Source organism: Massilia phyllosphaerae (assembly GCF_034659755.1).
GTDB lineage: Bacteria > Pseudomonadota > Gammaproteobacteria > Burkholderiales > Burkholderiaceae_D > Telluria > Telluria phyllosphaerae.
This window is the reverse complement of the sequence record NZ_JAXSQX010000005.1, coordinates 86800-103928: the sequence shown is the minus strand read 5'-3', so window position 1 is coordinate 103928 and position 17129 is coordinate 86800. Positions and strand designations below refer to the sequence as shown.

Below are 17129 nucleotides of genomic sequence, written 5' to 3'. Positions count from 1 at the left end.
TCACTCACATTACCAAATCGTAATCCTGGGCTCGAGGTCAGGCTGGTGTTCCGCCACCATGCACGAACCTTTCGGAACTGTAATCCGGGGCCGGCGTGCGCGCACATGAAACGGGTGCATACTCATTCGATGCAAAAACGACGTGATGTACGATGAGAACCGGACCGGCCCTTGAACGGCAGATACGCGAAGTCTGGATTGCACGCGGGGCGATCCTGGTCACGGCAGCGCTCAATGGCTTCCTGATCAATAACCTGACGCCTTTCCCATGGTGGCTGGCATCGGCGGTCGAGGTGGCGCTTCTGGTGCCGCTATCGGTGGCAACCGCCTGGACGCACAACCGGATGCGCAACGCGACCAGCGAACATCACTGGATGCGCATCCATCATCACCGGCGCATCATTCGCCGCGCCGCCCTGGTGCTGACGGCCATCATCACGCTCATCAACTTCCAGGCGCTGTTCGCCGTCCTTCACGCCCTGCTATACGGCGCAAAAGGAACGACCGGACAAAGCCTCCTGATCGACGCGCTCAACATCTGGTTGACCAATGTCGTCGTCTTCGCACTCTGGTTCTGGAACATCGACAGAGGCGGCCCGGCTATGCGCGGCCTCGCGAAACAGCCGGTGGCGGACCTCATGTTTCCGCAGATGAGCCCAGACTGTCCGGGAAGCCAGGGATGGACGCCGGGTTTCTTCGACTACGTGTTCGTGTCCTTCACCAACGCGACCGCGTTTTCTCCCACCGACACGATGCCGCTTTCGGTGCGCGTCAAGCTGCTCTTCATGGTGGAATCGAGTGCCTCGCTGCTGACCGTGGGCCTGGTAGCGGCGCGCGCCGTGAACATACTCTCATGAGGCCTGAACTGGCCGGAAGGTGAAATGGACGACGATTACGACATGCCCACGCCGCACGAGCACGCGCTCGAGGAGGCCGCCGAACGGGGAAGCGACAGCCTCGCACAGAAAGTCGCGTTGATGACGGCGATTCTGTCGACTCTGGGGGCACTCATCAATTACCAGAGCGGCAACGCGCAGACGGAAGCCATGTTTCTGAAGAACGAAAGCATCCTCAAGCAGGCCCAGGCCAGCGATCAGTGGGCTTATTACCAGGCCAAGTCCACCAAAGCGCACATCGCCGACGCTGCCGCGGCGATGGCCACCGTGCCTGCGGTGCAGGCACGCTTCATCGACGAAAGAAACAAGGAAAACAGGGAAAGGGGGGAAGTCCAGCGCGCGGCAGCGCAGCTGGAGGCGGCGTCGCGCAGGCTGGCGCTCGAGTCCGACGCCAAACTGCGGCCGCACGAACGGCTTGCCCTCGCACTCAGCTGTGTGCAGATAGCCGTTGCCCTGGCGGCGATCACGGTGCTGACGCGGCGTCGCTGGCTGTTGTGGGGGACCGGGTGCGCCGCGCTGGTAGGCATCGGGGCCGCGGCCTCGGCCTTCTTCATGTCATGGTGACCCGTCGATGCAGATGCCACCGGGTACCGCTAGCCGAACCATTTGTTTGAGGCGGTGTCAGCGACCCGGGCGGTGCGGCCGGCCATGAGGTGCGGATCGTGGCGCGGGCGCGTCGCCGGTCGGCATGGCCGCTTCCCATGCCCGCCGCCGGCGCTCGCCGTTGATCCGCCTCACGCGTGCATGCCGCGCGTGGCCGATGTCCAGGCAAAGAAGAACGGCGATTGCCGCCCCGGCGCCCAGCACCGGCACGCCGAAAGCCAGCGCCTGCATGCCCAGTACCACCGCGGGCGACTGTGCGGTGCCCGGTACATATCCCAGCGCCGCGAGTGTCCAGCCAATGGTTGCCAGGCCGGCGGCGCCACCGCCCTTGAGGAGTACCAGCATGATGGCAAAGGCGATGGTTTCACGCCGCTCGCGGTGACGGAATTCGGCAAAGTCGATGATATCCGCCAGGATGCCCCACGGCAGCATGAAGACGCCGGCCAAGCCGATGCCTGCCAGCGCGGCGCATGCGTGCAGCAAGGGACGATGCGCGCCCGCCGCCGCGAACAAGGCGATGCCGACGGCGGCCACGGCGTGGCTGGCCGCCAGCAGCCTGGTCTTGTCGTGGCGGCGCACCAGCGCGGTCCAGAGCGTCGCGCCGGCGATCTGGCTGACGGCCAGCGTGAGCAGCACATGGCCTGCGAAGGTGGCATCCTGCAGCACATAGGTGCACAGGTAGAGCAGTGTCTTGCCGAACATCGGTACCGCGAAGCCGGTGACCAGCGCCACCAGCGCGAGCGCACCGTACAGCTGGTCGGGTCGTGGCACCAGGCGGCGCGCGGGGGATGGCGCGGGCGGTACGTAGCGTGTACTGCATGCGGCACGGGACGACCAGGCCGAGACCAGCAAGGTCGCGCAGAACAGCAAACCCGCGCCGACACCCAGCCAGGCCAGGCGTCCGGCAGTCGTTGCGTTGGCGGCGACATGCATGGTCGGTGCGACGACCGTGGCCACGACGACGCCGGCGCTGGCGCTGAACAGCGTGCGGTAGCCCGAGGCCCGTCCACGCGCGCGGCTGTCGCTGGTGACGCGGGCCAGCAGGGTGTTGTGAGGCACATCGATCAGCGCGTAGGTTCCCCGCAGCGCCAGCAGCAGTGCGGCGACGAGGATGAACGCCTTCAAGTGGAGCAGCGGCAGCGCATACAGTACGCCGAACGCAAGCGAGCATGGTAGCACGCACAGCGCAATCAGGCGTGGATAGCCGATGCCACGGCGCTCGGCCCACGCTGTCACGACACCGGCGCCGAGGTCGAACCCGAGATCGCCGAGCAGCACGATCAGCATGAGCAGACTGACGTCGCGCGCCGGCATCCCGATGATGTCGGTGAGGAGGAACAGGAGCGTGACGTCGATGCTGCCGAGGAAGATCGCCTTTCCGAAATTGCCCGAGGCATAGCCGATGACGTGGCGGTCGTTCTTCAACTGGGCGATGGCGGAGCGGCGTTCTGGCATCGCGCCCATGATACGCTGCGACGATGACAGTTTGATGTACGGCGCTATTGATACACCAGGGCGGTCGCCGCATGGATCGGCAGCAGTGCGGCGCCGAGCGCGATGGCGCTGCCGCCCAGCTTGGACACCCGCACCTGGCCGCGCGCCCGGTATTCGGGCCAGCGCAGGGGCAGGGCGTTCAGGCGCGCCGCCAGGCGTGCCACGACCCATTCCGGCAGCGGGCTGGAAAATACGATGTCATCCGGGTCGAACCAGGCGATGGCACCGTTGACGAGGCCTTCCAGCTGGCCGGCGGCGCGCTCCAGCCATCCTTCGATGACGTCGGCGTAGCCGGCCGTGAGTTCGTCGAAGCGTGCCACCGACTCGATCGGGCAGCCGGCCGCGCGCAGCACCGACAGCAGGTCCAGCGTGCTCGGGCGCGGCGCGTCGCCAGGATACAGGCGCCCGATTTCGCCGGCGCCGCCGAACTCGCCCCTGACCAGGCGTCCTTCCTCGATGACGCCGGCACCGATGCCGTAGCCGAGCAGGATCAGGACGACGGTGGCCGCCTTGCCGGCCGTGCCGTCCAGGTAGTACTCGGCCAGTGCCGCTGCCTTGGCATCGTTTTCCAGCAGGACGGTCGTGCCCAAGGCTTCGTCGAGCAGGCGTCGCAGCGGGACGTCGCGCCATCCCGGCAGTTCCATGACGGTATGCCAGCGCTCGCCCATGCGGGTCATCGCCGGTCCCGGCACGCCGACACCGATGCCGAGGAAGCGCATGCCGAGCAGCCGGTGCTGCACCGAAAGGGCGTGGATGCGCTGCTCCAGGATGTCGGCAAACTCGGCCGGATCGGGCGCGCCGACCTGCTCGCTGGTGAGGGCAATGACGCCGCCGGCAAAATCGACGAGCGCGATCTCGAGCACACCCTTGTGCACCGTCGCACCGGCCGCGAATCCACCCGTGGCGGCAATCCCCAGGGGAACGGTAGGGCGGCCCCGCGCCGGCGCGTCGGCTGCGGCCCGTTCCTCGACCAGCCCCAGGCTGATCAGGTTGTGCGACAGCTTGGTCAGTGCCGAATTGCTGACCTGGAGCGACAGCGCCAGTTCGGTACGCGGCATCGCGCCCTTCGTGCGCAGATGCCAGAGCAGGCGTTTTTCTTCCGACAGCAGGTGCAGGCGCGCAGCCTTCATCCCCGCCTCCCCGATTATGACAAGAATATTAATCTATTTATTTTACAAGTAATAAATAAAGCGGTCAAAATTCCTGCTTATCCTGTGCCTCGATATCGAACCCACAAACCAGGAGTCAAGATGATCAGGAAGAAAACCACAATCGCCGTCGGCTGTGCACTGGCCGCGCTGGCGTGCCCGGCGTTTGCGCAGGAGAATCCGCCGACGGCCCAGGCCGCGGGCGCCGGCACCGAGGGCGGCGATGCCCAGGTCGTCGTCGTGACCGGCTCGGCGCGTCCACAGCGCCGTTTCGACGTATCGTATGCCGTGAACGCGCTGTCGCAAAGCGATATCCAGAAGCTGGCGCCGCAGAACATGGCGGACCTGCTCGGCAAGATGCCGGGCATCCAGGTCGAGGCCACCGGCGGCGAAGTGCAGAACGTCACGCGGGTGCGCGGCATTCCGACCGACGACGGCTACGCGCTGTTCCAGCAGGACGGCTTGCCGCTGATGACCGAAATCAATGGCTTCTTCTTCCGCGGCGACAGCATGAACCGCTATGACCTGATGACAAAGTCCATCGAAGTGGTGCGCGGCGGTCCGGCACCGATCTATGCCAGCCAGGCGGCCGCGATCGTCAACAGCACGACGGTGACCGGTACCGACAAGACCAAGGTCAAGGCCCAGGTCACGGTCGGCACGACCGGCCTGAAACGCCTCGACGCCTACCAGTCCGGCAAGATCGACGACCGCACCTTCTATGCGATCGGCGGCTTCGTGCGCAAAGACGACGGCCACCGCGACAACGGCTTCCCGAACGACCAGGGCGGCCAACTCCGCGCCAACATCAAGCGCGTGACGGAGGCGGGCACGTTCAAGGTCAGCGCCAACTACCTGAACGACCACAATGTCTTCTACCTGCCGATCCCGACCGCCGACCCGCGCAATCCGTCGGTGTCGCTCGACCCCTATATCGATTACTTCAAGGGCACGCTGAATTCGCCGGCGCTGCGCAACGTCCCGCAGAAATACCTGGACGGCACGGGGGCGCTGCAGACCGACCGGCGCGACCTGGCCAACGGCCGCCACCTGGAGTACGCCAACATCGGCCTGCAGTACGACGGCGACCTGGGCCCATGGCAGCTCTCGGTCAAGGGTGGCCTCACCAAGGGAAGCCTCGATTTCGACGCGTTCTATTCCACCTCGAACCCGGCCGACGCCCGCACCTTCGCCAACGGCTTCCTGGCTGCGGCGAAAACCGCCTTTGGTCCAGTGGACCACCTGGGCTACGCCTATGCGGGCACGAACGGCAGCCAGGCCTACGATCCGTCCGGCGCATCCGGCCTCGTCATGCAGGGACAGTACCGCGCGGCCGGCGCCGACTTCCGTTCGAACCAGGTCGACGTCAATGTCACCCGCAACTTCCAGACCGGCATGGGCAGCCACGACGTCAAGGCCGGGTTCTACGGCAGCGTCTATGGCACCACCAGCAAGTCGGTCTACAACGACATGCTGATCGAAGTGCAGAGCCGGCCGCGCACCCTCGACCTGGTCGCCTATGGCGCCAACGGCGCGGTGCTGGGATCGGTGACGGACAACGGCGTACTGCGCTACACGACGACGCTGAACCAGGGCGACGTGCATGCGCGCATGGGCGCGCTCTACCTGAACGACACCTGGGACCTGACCGAGCGCCTGCGCCTGGACGCCGGCGTGCGCACCGAGCGCTATCGCTACGAGGGCTACGCGCTGCTGACCCGCCAGGCCAACCTGGGCGATGCCGCCACGCTTGCCGACGACACCACGCGCGCGTTCACGGGCCAGCGCCAGGCGCATGTTTACACGCCGCACACGACCAACTGGACGCTGGGCGCCAACTACGACTTCAGTCCGCGCCTGGGCGGCTACGCGCGCATCTCGCACCTCGAAGTGCCGCCGACGATGAACGTGGCATCGACGGTCGATCCGCTGGTGCTGACCACCAAGGCCGACCAGTACGAAGCGGGCTTCAAGGCGACCTTCGGCCGCTCCTACCTGTACGTCACCGGCTTCTATACCGAGTTCAATCCGCTGAATGCCTCGTTCGCCGCCTTCAACCCGGTCACGGGCCGCAACGACCAGACCGTCCCGTTCTTCGGCAAGGCCGTCGTGCGCGGCGCCGAGGCGGACGGTGCCTGGTACGTCACCGACCGCTTCGCGGTGCACGCCTCGCTGACGCTGCAGGATCCGCAATACCGCAACTTCGTCAGCGCCACCGGCGCCGATCCGTCCAAGGTGGTCGGCAACCAGATCATCCGCGAGCCCAAGGTGTTCGGCAATGTCCGCCCGAGCTACAGCTTCAGCGCCGCCGGCAACCAGGTCGACGTCTACGGCAGCTATGCCTACACCGGCAAGCGCTACGTCGACTTCTTCATGGCGACCGAACTGCCGGCGTACCACTCGCTGGGCGCCGGGATCACGGTCACGCGCGGCGACTGGCAATTCCAGCTCACCGGCGACAACCTGACGAATGCCAAAGGTCTTACCGAAGGCAATACCCGCACCGATACGCTGGCGGGACAGGGCAGCAGCACGGCCATCTACGGCCGTCCGGTGTTCGGCCGCAGCGGCCGCTTCTCGATCAGCAAGGCATGGTGATTCGATGTTCAAACGACTCCTGACCACGGCCGCACTGGCCACGGCGCTTCCCCTGCAGGCCGCGCCGGCCGTCGACCAGCAATGGGCGCTGATGGCCACGCGCATGTTCCCCTTCGTCGCCAGCGTCAAGGCCGGCGCCGGCCAGCCGTCCGCGGCGCTGGCAAGCGTGCTGGACGCGCGCAGGAAACGCATCGACGCCTGCTCGCTGGCACCCAAGTGCCTGTTCCTGGCCGCGACCTGGACCGACGCTGAAATGGACGCGGTGGCGGCCGCCGTGCCGCCGTCGGCCAATCGACCGGCGCTCGCCGACGACGGCATCCGGGCCCAGGTGGTGCGCGAACTGCGCGGCCTGAACGCGGTGCTCCAGACCTACGGCTTCGGCACCCAGGCGCGCTACCCGATGATCGACGGTCCGGTGGAGCAGACCGGCGGCGCCGACTTCAAGGCGCTGGTGGCGGACGCCATCTGGCTGGCCGACGCCGGCAAGAACGATCCGGCCGTGCGCCTGGACCCGAGCCTCGCGCTGGCGATCGCGCTGGTCGACGCCAGCGAGCGCCACGACGCCGTGGCCTTCGAGCCGCTCGACGCAGCCCACAACGCGGCCCCGTTCGCGCTCGCGCGCACGCTCGATTGGAAGCGCTACCGCTACAGCGCGATCATCATCCCGGGCGTGGGGCCGGAGAATCCGACCATCTCCTTGAGCGCGCGCGGCAAACTGCACCTGCAGCTGGCGGCGCGCCGCTTCGCGCAGGGCGACGTCGCCTTCATCATCACCAGCGGCGCGGCCGTGCATCCCAAGGGGTCGCATTTCGTGGAAGCGGTGGAGATGCGCAAGGCGCTGGTCGAACGCTACGGCATCCCGGCCGAGCGCATCGTCATCGAACCCTACGCGCGCCACACGACGACCAACCTGCGCAATGCCACGCGCCGCCTGCACGCGATGGGGGCGCCGCTCGACAAGCCGACGCTGATTGTCGCCAATGCCGACCAGAGCCGCTACATCACGAGCCCGGAGTTCGCGGCGCGCAATCCGGCGGAGCTGGGCTACGACCCCGGAACGGTCGGGACGCGGCTGTCGCCGTACGAGGTGGAGTTCACGCCGTCGCTGCGTTCGCTGCGTGTCGATCCGTGGGATCCGCTCGATCCCTGACGCAGCCTGCGGCCGGGTGCTTCATCGCGCGACGCCGTAGCGTCGCTTGCACGCTTCGACCCCCGCGCCGTAGTCGACGATGGGCGCCGGGTAGTCGGGAATCGGCTGGCCCCGGCGCGCCGGCTCGTGCAGATGGCGGGGTTCGATGCCGGCCAGCCTGGGCAGCCAGTGCTTGATGTAGGTCGCGTCCGGATCGTAGGTCTTCGACTGCGATGACGGGTTGAAGATCCGGTAGGGGGGCTGGGCATCGGCGCCTGTCGACGCCACCCATTGCCAGTTGCCGTTGTTGTTGGCGTGGTCGTAGTCGTTCAGCTTCAGGGCGAAATAGGCTTCGCCCTGGCGCCAGTCGACGCCCAGGATCTTGACCAGGAACGAGCCGGCGATCAGGCGCGCCCGGTTGTGCATGGCGCCGGTGCTGTTCAATTGCGTCATCGCCGCGTCCACGATCGGGTAGCCCGTGGCCGCGTTCTTCCATGCGTCGAGGAGGCGCTCGCCGGCCTCGCCCCCGACCCAGTCGAGCCGCGCGTACTTTTGCAGGTAAGGGCCGTTGGCGACGCGCGGCACGTGGTACATCAGCTGGGCGAAAAACTCGCGCCAGCAGACTTCGCGGATCCAGCCGGCCAGGCTGGCATCCTGCACATCCTTGCGCTTGCCCAGTTCGCGGAAGATTTCCCGGATCGAGAGGGTGCCGAAGCGCAGATGGATATCCAGGCCGGAAGTGGCCGGCAGCGCCATCACATTGCGCAATGCCATGTAATCGTCGACCTTGCCGACGAACTCGTCCAATACCCGGCGCCCACCACGCGTGCCGGGGTACAGGCTCAGGCTCTCCAAATCGACTTCGTCAAAGCCGAGCTGCGCGAGTGGAATGTTGGACGGACCCGGCACGCTGGCATCCAGACGGCGCTTGAAAGGGGCAGGGTCGTAATCGCCCAGTATCCGCTGATCGCGGCCCAGTTCGCGCAGCCACGCATTGTAGTAGGGTGTGAAGCGCGTGTAGGGCGTGCCGGACTGGCTGAGCACCTCCTCCTTGTGCAGCAAGACCTGGTCTTTGGATAACAGCAATGCGCGGCCGTCATCCGCGAGCGCTTGCGCGATCGCCTCGTCGCGCCGGCGCGCGGCAGGTTCGTAATCGTCGTTCGCAAACACGCGCTCGGCGCCGATGCGCTGCGCGAATTCCGGGATAACGCGCCGTGGATCACCTTCCAGCGTGAGCAGTTTGCCGCCGAGGGCGGCAATGTTCGCGGCCGCCTCGCCGATGCTGGCGTGGATGAAGGCCACGCGCCTGTCCTGGCGCGGCAAGTCGTCGAGAATGGTGCGGTCGTAGACGAAGACGCAGACCACCTGGTCGGAAGTCGAGAGTGCCGCGTGCAAGGCCACGTTGTCGTGCGCCCGCAAGTCGCGCCGCATCCAGAAGATCGATCGTCGGTGGTTCATGACTCGTGGGTCCGCTTGTTGGTGTATGTGCATTCTAACAACCACCGGTAAGGCTGGCGCACTGCTGAGCAGGGCCGGCACCGTGCTCGCCACGCTGCATCGACATCCATCTCGAGCAGGGTCGTTGCTCAATTTCGACAAAAGATCATTTATTGCCACTTGGTAATAATAATGGATCGGAAATTCGGTTAGTCTAGATTTGCAGGGCCGGCCTGCTGCTGGCACCCGTTGTCGCGTTCGACGGTCGAACGCATCGATCACTTCGCTTCCCCGTAGAGCACGACATATCATCAAAAATGACAAATAAACTGACAATTCGCGCGCGCCTGGTCGCGACGATGGCCTTGCTCGGCCTGATCATCCTCGCCTTCGGTGTGCTGTCCATGTTCGGCATGCGTGCACTGCAAACGTCGCTGGACGATGTGTATTCGAACCAGCTGATGTCCAGCATCGCGATCAATAATTCCAAGAACTTTCTAGCGCGAACACGCTTCGCGATCGATCGCGCCGCCCTGAATCCGCACGCCGCCGACGTCGCGGCCACACTCGAGCGGGCCCACGGCTTTCTCGTCGAGTCCGACAAGGCCTGGGCGGCCTACATGGCGCTGCCGCAGGACGACGAAGAGCAGCGGCTGGCACAAATCGTGGTCGCGAAGCGCGCGGTCTACATCAACCAGGGCTTGCAGAAATTCGCCGACGCCGTGGCGCGCGGCGAACCGCAGGCGATCGATGCGATAAGCCGGGGCCTTGTCGGCGTGTTCGGAGCGTACAACGATGCCTCCAACACGCTGGATGACTACCAGATCAGGCAGGCCAAGAGCCAGTACGAGGACGGCGAACAGCTTGCCCATCGTGGGCGTTTCATCGCGCTGGGCGGCATCGCGCTGGGCGCCGTGCTGATCGTGGCGGCGTCGCTGTCCCTGATCCGGGCCATCATGCGGCCGCTGGACCAGGCCCTTGCCCATTTCGATGCCATGGCGCGTGGCGACCTGTCGAACGTCGTCAGGATCGAGCGGCAGGACGAGCTGGGCAAACTGCTGGGGGGCTTGGCGACGATGCAGGACAAGCTGGCCGCGACCGTCGGCACCATGCGCGACAGCAGCGGCGCGATCGCGGGCGCCAGCAGCCAGATCGCCGCGGGCAACCTGAACCTGTCGCAGCGCACCGAGGAACAGGCCGGCAGCCTCGAGGAAACAGCGTCCTCGCTGGAGGAACTGACGGCGACGGTGCGCCACAATGTCGACAACGCGCGCCAGGCCAGCCAGCTCGCGCTGGACGCGTCGAGCGTGGCCGTGCGCGGCGGGCAGATCGTGGAGAAAGTGGTCGACACCATGGGTGCCATCAGCGCTTCTTCGCGCCAGATCGTGGAGATCATCAGTGTCATCGACGGCATTGCGTTCCAGACCAATATCCTGGCGCTGAATGCCGCGGTGGAAGCCGCCCGCGCCGGCGAGCAGGGACGCGGATTTGCGGTGGTCGCCGGCGAGGTGCGCAGCCTGGCGCAACGGTCGGCCGCCGCCGCCAAGGAAATCAAGACCCTGATCACGACATCGGTGGCGAATGTCGAGGTCGGCTCAAGCCTGGTGGTGCAGGCCGGCAGTACGATGCAGGATATCGTGGCGAGCGTGGGTCGTGTCACGACCATCATGACCGACATCACAGCTGCGAGCGAGGAACAGTGCGCCGGCATCGAGCAGATCAACCAGGCGGTCGTGCATATGGACCAGGTGACGCAGCAGAACGCGGCGCTGGTGGAAGAAGCCGCCGCGGCTGCCGCCGCGCTGCGCGAGGAGGGCGACCACTTGCTGGGTGCGGTATCCGTGTTCCGGATCGACACCCGTGCACCCGCGCGGCAGCCGACATCGACCGCGGGTGGGCGGACAGCGCCGCTGGCGCTTGCCGTCCACTGAGGCTAGGACTCTTTCGACGCCCACTCCTTCACCTTCTTGCGCATTTCCCGTTCCTGGCGCTCGAGCCGGTGCTGGTCCTGCTGCATGGTGCGCCACAGTGACCACACCATCAGCAGGATGACCAGCGCAAACGGCAAGGCAAACACGATGGTGGCCGTTTGCACGCCCTTGAGTCCACCGGCCAGCAGCATGCTGATCGCGATCCCCGCCACCAGCAGGCCCCAGACGATCTTCACCCGCGGAGCAGGGTTCGGATTGCCGCCGGAACTCATCATGCCCAGCACCAGCACCGCCGAGTCGCCCGAGGTGACAAAGAAGACCAGCACCAGCACGGTCGCCACTACTGACATGACGATTCCGAATGGCAATGCGTTGAACAGGGTGAACAGCGCGGTCGACGCGTCGGCCTTCACCGCTTCACTGAGCGGCACGTGCTGCCAGATTTCCATGTACAGCGCGGTGCCGCCGAAGATCGAAAACCACACGAAGCCGGCCAGCGACGGTGCCACCACGGTGCCGATGATGAATTCGCGGATGGTGCGTCCGCGCGACACGCGCGCGATGAACAGGCCGACGAAAGGCGACCACGCAATCCACCAGGCCCAGTAGAAGACGGTCCAGGCGCCGACCCAGTTACTGTCGCGGAAAGGCGTGGCACGCAGGCTCATGCGCACCAGTTCGCTGAGGTAGCTGCCGAGCGTGGTACCGAAGGTGTCGACGATGGCAACGGTGGGCCCGACCAGGAACACGGCCAGTGCGAGCAGGAGCGCCAGCACCATGTTGAAGTTCGACAAATACTTGATGCCGCGGTCGACGCCGCTCACGGCCGAGGTCACGAACAGCAAGGTGGTGACGACGATGATCGCGACTTGCGCCATCGGCGTTGTCGCGATCCCGAACACGGCCGAGAGGCCACTGTTGATCTGCAGCGCGCCCATCCCCAGGGAAGCGGCCACGCCAAAGGCGGTGGCGACCGTCGCCAGGCCGTTGAAGGTGCCGGCAAGGCGGCGCAGTGGTGCCCAGGGCAGGGCGCGGATCGACTCGCTGATCAGCGCGGCGCGGCCATGGCGGTACTGGAAGTAGGCGATCGCCAGCGCCACGATGCTGTAGACCGCCCACGGATGCAGGCCCCAGTGGAAAAAGGCGTAGCGCATCGCCGCGCCGGCGGCCTCGGGCGTGGCGGCGGTCAGGCCCGGCGGGGCCGTGGTGAAATGCGAGATCGGTTCGGCCACGCCCCAGAACACCAGGCCGATGCCCATGCCGGCCGCGAACAGCATCGAGAACCAGGTCGCATTCGAAAACTCGGGTTCTTCATCGTCCTCGCCCAGCTTCAGGTTGCCGTAGCGGCTGAACGCGAGAAAGCCGGCGAAGAGTACCAGGCCAAGCACCAGCCACAAATAGAACCAGCCGAAATTGCGGGTGATGGCGGCCAGCAGCATGTCGAACAGGCCTGCCATACTCGCCGGGGAAAAGATGCCCCATAGGACGATCAGGAAAATGAAGCCTGTCGTAAGAATTAATTGCATGCGAACGTAGACATGGAGTCTTTACAAAAAGTCATCTCATCCTACCCGCTTTGCGGCGCCTTGTCAGGCGTGGCGCGGCAAGCGTGTCCGCCCCTGCCCGCCACGCCTCCGCCTTACACCGGTGAGCGACCGGCGCACCGGCGCGCAACCGCTTGCGTGACGCGCACCAGGTCGTCCAGTTGCAGCGGCTTGGTGATGTGCTCGTCAAATTGCGCCGCGCTGGTCAGGTGGCGGTCCTCTTCACGGCCCAGTCCGGTGAGTGCGATCAGCGGCAGTTCGCGCCCGCGTGGCGTGGCGCGGATGCGCAGTGCGACTTGCACGCCGCTGATGTCGGGCAGGCCGAGATCCAGGAAGGCCATGTCGATCCGGTGGTCGGCGGCGCGTGCGACCGCATCGACGCCATTGAATGCCAGCACCGCCGTATGGCCCAGTGCTTCGAGCAGCAGGGCCAGCGTGCTGGCGCCATCGACGTTGTCGTCGACCACCAGCACCGTCAGCGGCGCCTGCACGACCGCCGGCGCCTCCGGGACGGCGAGCGGCAGCGCGGCGGGCTGCGCCGCCAGCGGCAACACGACCGTGAAACAGCTGCCTCTGCCGGCTCCTTCGCTCGACACCGTCACACACCCGCCATGCAGTTCGACCAGCTGCTTGACCAGACTGAGGCCGATACCCAGGCCACCCTGGGCATGGATGCCTGTCGCATGGACCTGGACGAACAGTTCGAAAATGTCGTCGACCACCGACGCGGGCAGCCCGATGCCTTGGTCGCGTACATGCACGACGACCTTGTCGCCGTCGACGCCGGCGTCGATGGCCACGGGTGCGCCGGGTGGTGAATACTTGGACGCATTCGCCAGCAGGTTGTTGAAGATCTGCGTCAGGCGCAGCAGATCGCCGCTCACCCAGAGCGGTGTCGGCGGCAAACGGTAAGCGACCGGCTGCTGCTTCTGCTCGAATAAAGGGCGCGCGCTTTCCAGGGCGTGGTCGATCACGGTCTGGATGGTGACGGGCTTGCGTTCGATGTCCAGCTTGCCGGCGCTGATGCGGCCGACCTCCATCAAATCGTTCACCAGTCCGGCCAATTGCGCCACCTGGCGCTCGATGATCTCGCGCGCCTTGTCGCGCACCTGGCGGTCGGTGGAAAAACGGATCAGGTGCGCCGCCGACGAGATCGGCGCCAGCGGGCCGCGCAGTTCATGGGCCAAGGTCGCCAGGTATTCATTCTTGCGGCGGTCCGCCTGCCGCAGCGCCGCACCGTCTTCGCGCACCTGGCGGGCGTCGCGTTCGCGCTCGGTGTGGTCGCTTGCCACCGTCAGCACGGACTCGACCCTGCCCTCGGGGTCGAACGAGGGCAGGGCGCGCGTGATGAAGAAATGGCCGCTGCCGTGCTGGTCGACCAGCGTGAAGTCGAATTCGCGTGGCGCGCCGTCGCGCATGACACTCTCCAGCACGGCGCTCCAGCGCGCGGCGACGTCGGCCGGCAGCTTGAAATCGCCGCACGACTTGCCGATATAGGATTCGGGTGCTTGTCCCGTCAATTCCATGATGCGCGACGACATGAATACACAGCGGCAGTCGCGGTCGAAACGGCAGATGATGTCCGGCAGGTGCATCGCGATGGCAGCCAGCTCGCGCTCGCGCTGGCGCGTCGCGTTCTGGGCGATGGTGGTCTCGGTGACGTCGATCACGGCGCCATTGACGCCGGCGGCGCGGCCATTGCCATCGGTATCGACCCGCCCGCTACCGCGTACATAGCGGATCGAGCCATCGTCGAGCCGCAGGCGGAAGCGCATCGCATAGTCGGCGCGGTCGCGCAAGGCGGTCTTGATCGTCGCATCGACCTCCGCCAGGTCGTCGGGATGCACGCGCTGCCGAAACATCGCATGGGTGACCGGCGTGCCGGCGGGCCAGTCGAAGATGACGTAATGGCGCTGCGACCAGCGCACCGAATCGCGCGCCAGGTCCCAGAAGAAGACGCCGATGTCCGCGGATTCGATGACATGCTTGAAGGCGTCCAGGCGGCTCGCCAGGCCGGCGCGGCGCTCGGCCGCGCTGGTGGACGAAGGCGTGGCCGGCGTGCGACGCCGCCGGATGATCGATAGCAACCAGGCCGCGCCCGCGCCGGCCGCGAATCCAAGGACTGGCCCTGCCACCTCTGCCCATTGCATACGCTTATCCTTCGAAAGTGCTTGTCCAGGGTTCCGGGAACATCGACCTCACTGCAATGGATACACCGCACGCGTCCTCGCGGCAAAACGCGCACCGCGTGCGGCACTGGCGTCCACGCCCAGGCTGCCGCCGAGGGCGTGCACGATCGATCGGGACAGCGCCAGGCCCAATCCCATGCCGGGCGTGGCCGCGCGCGCTTGCGCGCCGCGATAGAACCGATCGAAGATATGCGGAAGATCTTCCGGCGCGATACCGGGGCCCTGGTCGTCCACCACGAGCATCACATCGTCGCCGGCCTTGTAGACAGTGACCTCGACCTCGCTTCCGGGCGGAGAAAACTTGATCGCATTGTCCAGCAGGTTGGTCAGGACCAGGGCAAGTGCCGGATGCACGCCGGCGCCGCCTGCGCTGCCCATGATGTCCAAGCGGATGCGCATGCCGCGATCTTGTGCAGCCGGCTGGAGGCGGCCGACGACGGCCTGCGCCATCATGGCGACCGGCAGCGTATCGGCACCGCCTTCCTGCGTACCGGCGTCGATGCGTGCGAGCGTCAGCAGCTGGTCGACGAGGCCGGACAGGCGCAGCACCTCTTCCAGGCAGGATCGCAGGGCCTCGGCATAGTATTCCTCGCTGCGCGGCCGGCGCAGGGTCACCTCGATTTCCATGCGCAGGCGCGACAACGGCGTGCGCAGCTCGTGCGAGGCATCCGCGGTAAAGCGGCGCTGGACCATGAAGGCCGATTCCAGCCGGCTCAGCATCGCATTCAGTGTGTCGACCAGCTTGCCGATTTCGTCGTCCGTGCCCTGGTGGGGAAGGCGTTCATGGAGGCTGGCGTCGCCGATCAGGCGCGCCCGGCTGACCAGGCCGTCGATGGCACGCAAGATGTCGCGCGTCAGCAGCAGACCGGCGCCGCTCACCGCAAGCATCAAGGCAGCCGCCATTGCGGCGAATAGCAGCCCTGCCGCTTGCAGGGTGTGGTCGACGTCGTCCAGCGAGCCCGCCACCTGCACGGCAAGCGTACGGCCATCGATGACCGTGGGCAGCGATACCATGCGCAGGGGTTCTTCGCCGGCGTGCGGCAAGGTGTCGAACACGGTCTCGCCGGCCGCGAGACGGGCCTGGAGTGCCGTTTGCAAGGGCAGGGTCCCATTCGCCAGGTTGCTGCTGCGTGCGAGCACCCGGCCTTGCAGGTCGACGATCTGGATGAGGCGATCGAGCCGCGTCAGGGACGGCACGTTGCCCGAAGGCGTGTCGTGTACCCGCACGGGCGTGCCGTGGGTGGCGACCAGGATGCCGGCTTCGGCTTCGGCCAAGGCAAGCAAGGCACCATCGAGCTGGCCATGAAGGGAGCGCGACAGTTGCCACCAGCCCGCCAGCGCCGCGCAACCGACGATGATCAGGACCGCGCCCGCATGGCCCAGCACCAGCCTGCCGCGCAGGCTAAACACAGGCCGACCCGCCGAGCCGGAATCCCTGTCCCCGTACCGTTTCGACCAGGACGCTGCTGTCGGCGCAATGGAACTTGCGGCGCAGGTTCTTGATATGGACGTCGATCAGGTTATCGATCGCGATCAGGTCGACGTGCCAGACCTGCTCGGCCAGTTCGCGCCTGCTGACCACGTGGCCAGGCCGTGCGTCCAGCAGGATCAGGATCGCGTATTCCTTCGGCGTCAGCGACAGTTGCCGGTTTTCGCACGTGACCTTGTGCGTCAAGGGATCGATCGCCAGGTCGCCGATGAAGCGGCGCTGCAGCGCGGGCAGCGCCGCCCGCCGCAGCAGGGCACGCACGCGTGCCAGCAATTCATCGAATTCGAACGGCTTGACCAGGTAATCGTCGGCGCCGCTGTCGAGTCCTTCGACACGATCCTGCAGGCCGTCGCGCGCCGTCAGCATGAGCACCGGCAGCCGTATCCCGCGCTGGCGCCATGCGCGACACAGTGCGGCGCCGCTCTGTCCGGGCAGCATCCAGTCGAGGATGGCGATGGCATGGCCGTCGCCTGCCAATGGCGCGGCTTGTTCCGCCGATGCCGCCACGGTGACCGCGTAGCCGTCCTCCTCGAGACCGCGCGCCAGCAGGCGCGCCGCTTTCGGATCATCTTCCACCAGCAGTATTTTCATGGCTCATCCTCGCTTCGCCCGGAGTATAGCAGCGGCCACGTGCGGGTTTCCTGAAGAAGAATTCATGATCCCCGGCGGGC

12 protein-coding genes are annotated in these 17129 nt (G+C 66.3%); 5 read left to right on the top strand and 7 right to left on the bottom strand.

From position 1 onward, the window contains the following. Nucleotides 1–152 precede the first annotated feature (152 nt). Both U1H99_RS19390 and U1H99_RS19385 read left to right on the top strand, forming a co-directional pair. The gene (locus U1H99_RS19390) at nucleotides 153–857 is read left to right on the top strand and encodes a hypothetical protein (RefSeq protein WP_323143356.1); all 705 of its coding nucleotides are present in this window, start codon (nucleotides 153–155) and stop codon (nucleotides 855–857) included. A gap of 24 nt (nucleotides 858–881) precedes the next feature. Next, nucleotides 882–1460 carry a DUF4337 domain-containing protein gene (locus U1H99_RS19385; RefSeq protein ID WP_323143355.1) on the top strand — a complete coding sequence of 193 codons (579 nt, stop codon included), beginning with the start codon at nucleotides 882–884 and terminating at the stop codon, nucleotides 1458–1460. A 57-nt stretch (nucleotides 1461–1517) separates the two neighbouring features. Here the strand turns inward: U1H99_RS19385 and U1H99_RS19380 are convergent, their stop codons facing one another. Further along, nucleotides 1518–2963, bottom strand: coding sequence for an MFS transporter (locus U1H99_RS19380; RefSeq protein ID WP_323143354.1), 1446 nt, complete (start codon nucleotides 2961–2963; stop codon nucleotides 1518–1520). Nucleotides 2964–2998: 35 nt separating this feature from the next. Then, nucleotides 2999–4123: an ROK family protein gene (locus U1H99_RS19375; protein WP_323143353.1), complete on the bottom strand. Its 1125-nt coding sequence runs from the start codon at nucleotides 4121–4123 to the stop codon at nucleotides 2999–3001. Nucleotides 4124–4243: 120 nt separating this feature from the next. Here U1H99_RS19375 and U1H99_RS19370 point away from each other — a divergent pair, with 120 nt between their 5' ends. Beyond that, the gene (locus U1H99_RS19370; RefSeq protein ID WP_323143352.1) at nucleotides 4244–6739 is read left to right on the top strand and encodes a TonB-dependent receptor; all 2496 of its coding nucleotides are present in this window, start codon (nucleotides 4244–4246) and stop codon (nucleotides 6737–6739) included. 4 nt (nucleotides 6740–6743) lie between these two features. Continuing rightward, nucleotides 6744–7889, top strand: a complete 1146-nt coding sequence (locus U1H99_RS19365) for a YdcF family protein (RefSeq protein ID WP_323143351.1) — start codon at nucleotides 6744–6746, stop codon at nucleotides 7887–7889. A gap of 21 nt (nucleotides 7890–7910) precedes the next feature. On the opposite strand, the gene U1H99_RS19360 is transcribed toward U1H99_RS19365, so the two are convergent. Next, entirely contained in the window at nucleotides 7911–9326 is a 1416-nt protein-coding gene (locus U1H99_RS19360; RefSeq protein WP_323143350.1) for a cryptochrome/photolyase family protein, read from the bottom strand. Between the two features lie 296 nt (nucleotides 9327–9622). Between U1H99_RS19360 and U1H99_RS19355 the strand changes: the two genes are divergently transcribed. Then, nucleotides 9623–11236, top strand: a complete 1614-nt coding sequence (locus U1H99_RS19355) for a methyl-accepting chemotaxis protein (protein WP_323143349.1) — start codon at nucleotides 9623–9625, stop codon at nucleotides 11234–11236. Between the two features lie 2 nt (nucleotides 11237–11238). Here U1H99_RS19355 and U1H99_RS19350 read toward each other — a convergent pair whose 3' ends face one another. The 4 genes from U1H99_RS19350 to U1H99_RS19335 all read right to left on the bottom strand — a co-directional run bounded on the left by U1H99_RS19350 (nucleotide 11239) and on the right by U1H99_RS19335 (nucleotide 17049). Then, nucleotides 11239–12762: a BCCT family transporter gene (locus tag U1H99_RS19350; RefSeq protein WP_323143348.1), complete on the bottom strand. Its 1524-nt coding sequence runs from the start codon at nucleotides 12760–12762 to the stop codon at nucleotides 11239–11241. 113 nt (nucleotides 12763–12875) lie between these two features. Beyond that, nucleotides 12876–14930 (bottom strand): hybrid sensor histidine kinase/response regulator, encoded by a 2055-nt coding sequence (locus U1H99_RS19345; RefSeq protein ID WP_323143347.1) that lies wholly within the window; start codon nucleotides 14928–14930, stop codon nucleotides 12876–12878. A 48-nt stretch (nucleotides 14931–14978) separates the two neighbouring features. Further along, on the bottom strand, nucleotides 14979–16379 hold the full coding sequence (locus U1H99_RS19340) for a sensor histidine kinase (protein WP_323143346.1): 1401 nt from the start codon (nucleotides 16377–16379) through the stop codon (nucleotides 14979–14981). Beyond that, nucleotides 16372–17049, bottom strand: coding sequence for a response regulator transcription factor (locus U1H99_RS19335; protein WP_323143345.1), 678 nt, complete (start codon nucleotides 17047–17049; stop codon nucleotides 16372–16374). Before U1H99_RS19335 ends, U1H99_RS19340 begins: the two co-directional genes overlap by 8 nt. Nucleotides 17050–17129: the final 80 nt, after the last annotated feature.

Excerpts from the sequence above, each read along its gene's own strand:
- U1H99_RS19390 (WP_323143356.1), top strand. The coding sequence starts at position 153 with ATGAGAACCGGACCGGCCCTTGAACGGCAGATACGCGAAGTCTGGATT.
- U1H99_RS19385 (WP_323143355.1), top strand. The coding sequence starts at position 882 with ATGGACGACGATTACGACATGCCCACGCCGCACGAGCACGCGCTCGAG.
- U1H99_RS19380 (WP_323143354.1), bottom strand. The coding sequence starts at position 2,963 with ATGGGCGCGATGCCAGAACGCCGCTCCGCCATCGCCCAGTTGAAGAAC.
- U1H99_RS19375 (WP_323143353.1), bottom strand. The coding sequence starts at position 4,123 with ATGAAGGCTGCGCGCCTGCACCTGCTGTCGGAAGAAAAACGCCTGCTC.
- U1H99_RS19370 (WP_323143352.1), top strand. The coding sequence starts at position 4,244 with ATGATCAGGAAGAAAACCACAATCGCCGTCGGCTGTGCACTGGCCGCG.
- U1H99_RS19365 (WP_323143351.1), top strand. The coding sequence starts at position 6,744 with ATGTTCAAACGACTCCTGACCACGGCCGCACTGGCCACGGCGCTTCCC.
- U1H99_RS19360 (WP_323143350.1), bottom strand. The coding sequence starts at position 9,326 with ATGAACCACCGACGATCGATCTTCTGGATGCGGCGCGACTTGCGGGCG.
- U1H99_RS19355 (WP_323143349.1), top strand. The coding sequence starts at position 9,623 with ATGACAAATAAACTGACAATTCGCGCGCGCCTGGTCGCGACGATGGCC.
- U1H99_RS19350 (WP_323143348.1), bottom strand. The coding sequence starts at position 12,762 with ATGCAATTAATTCTTACGACAGGCTTCATTTTCCTGATCGTCCTATGG.
- U1H99_RS19345 (WP_323143347.1), bottom strand. The coding sequence starts at position 14,930 with ATGCAATGGGCAGAGGTGGCAGGGCCAGTCCTTGGATTCGCGGCCGGC.
- U1H99_RS19335 (WP_323143345.1), bottom strand. The coding sequence starts at position 17,049 with ATGAAAATACTGCTGGTGGAAGATGATCCGAAAGCGGCGCGCCTGCTG.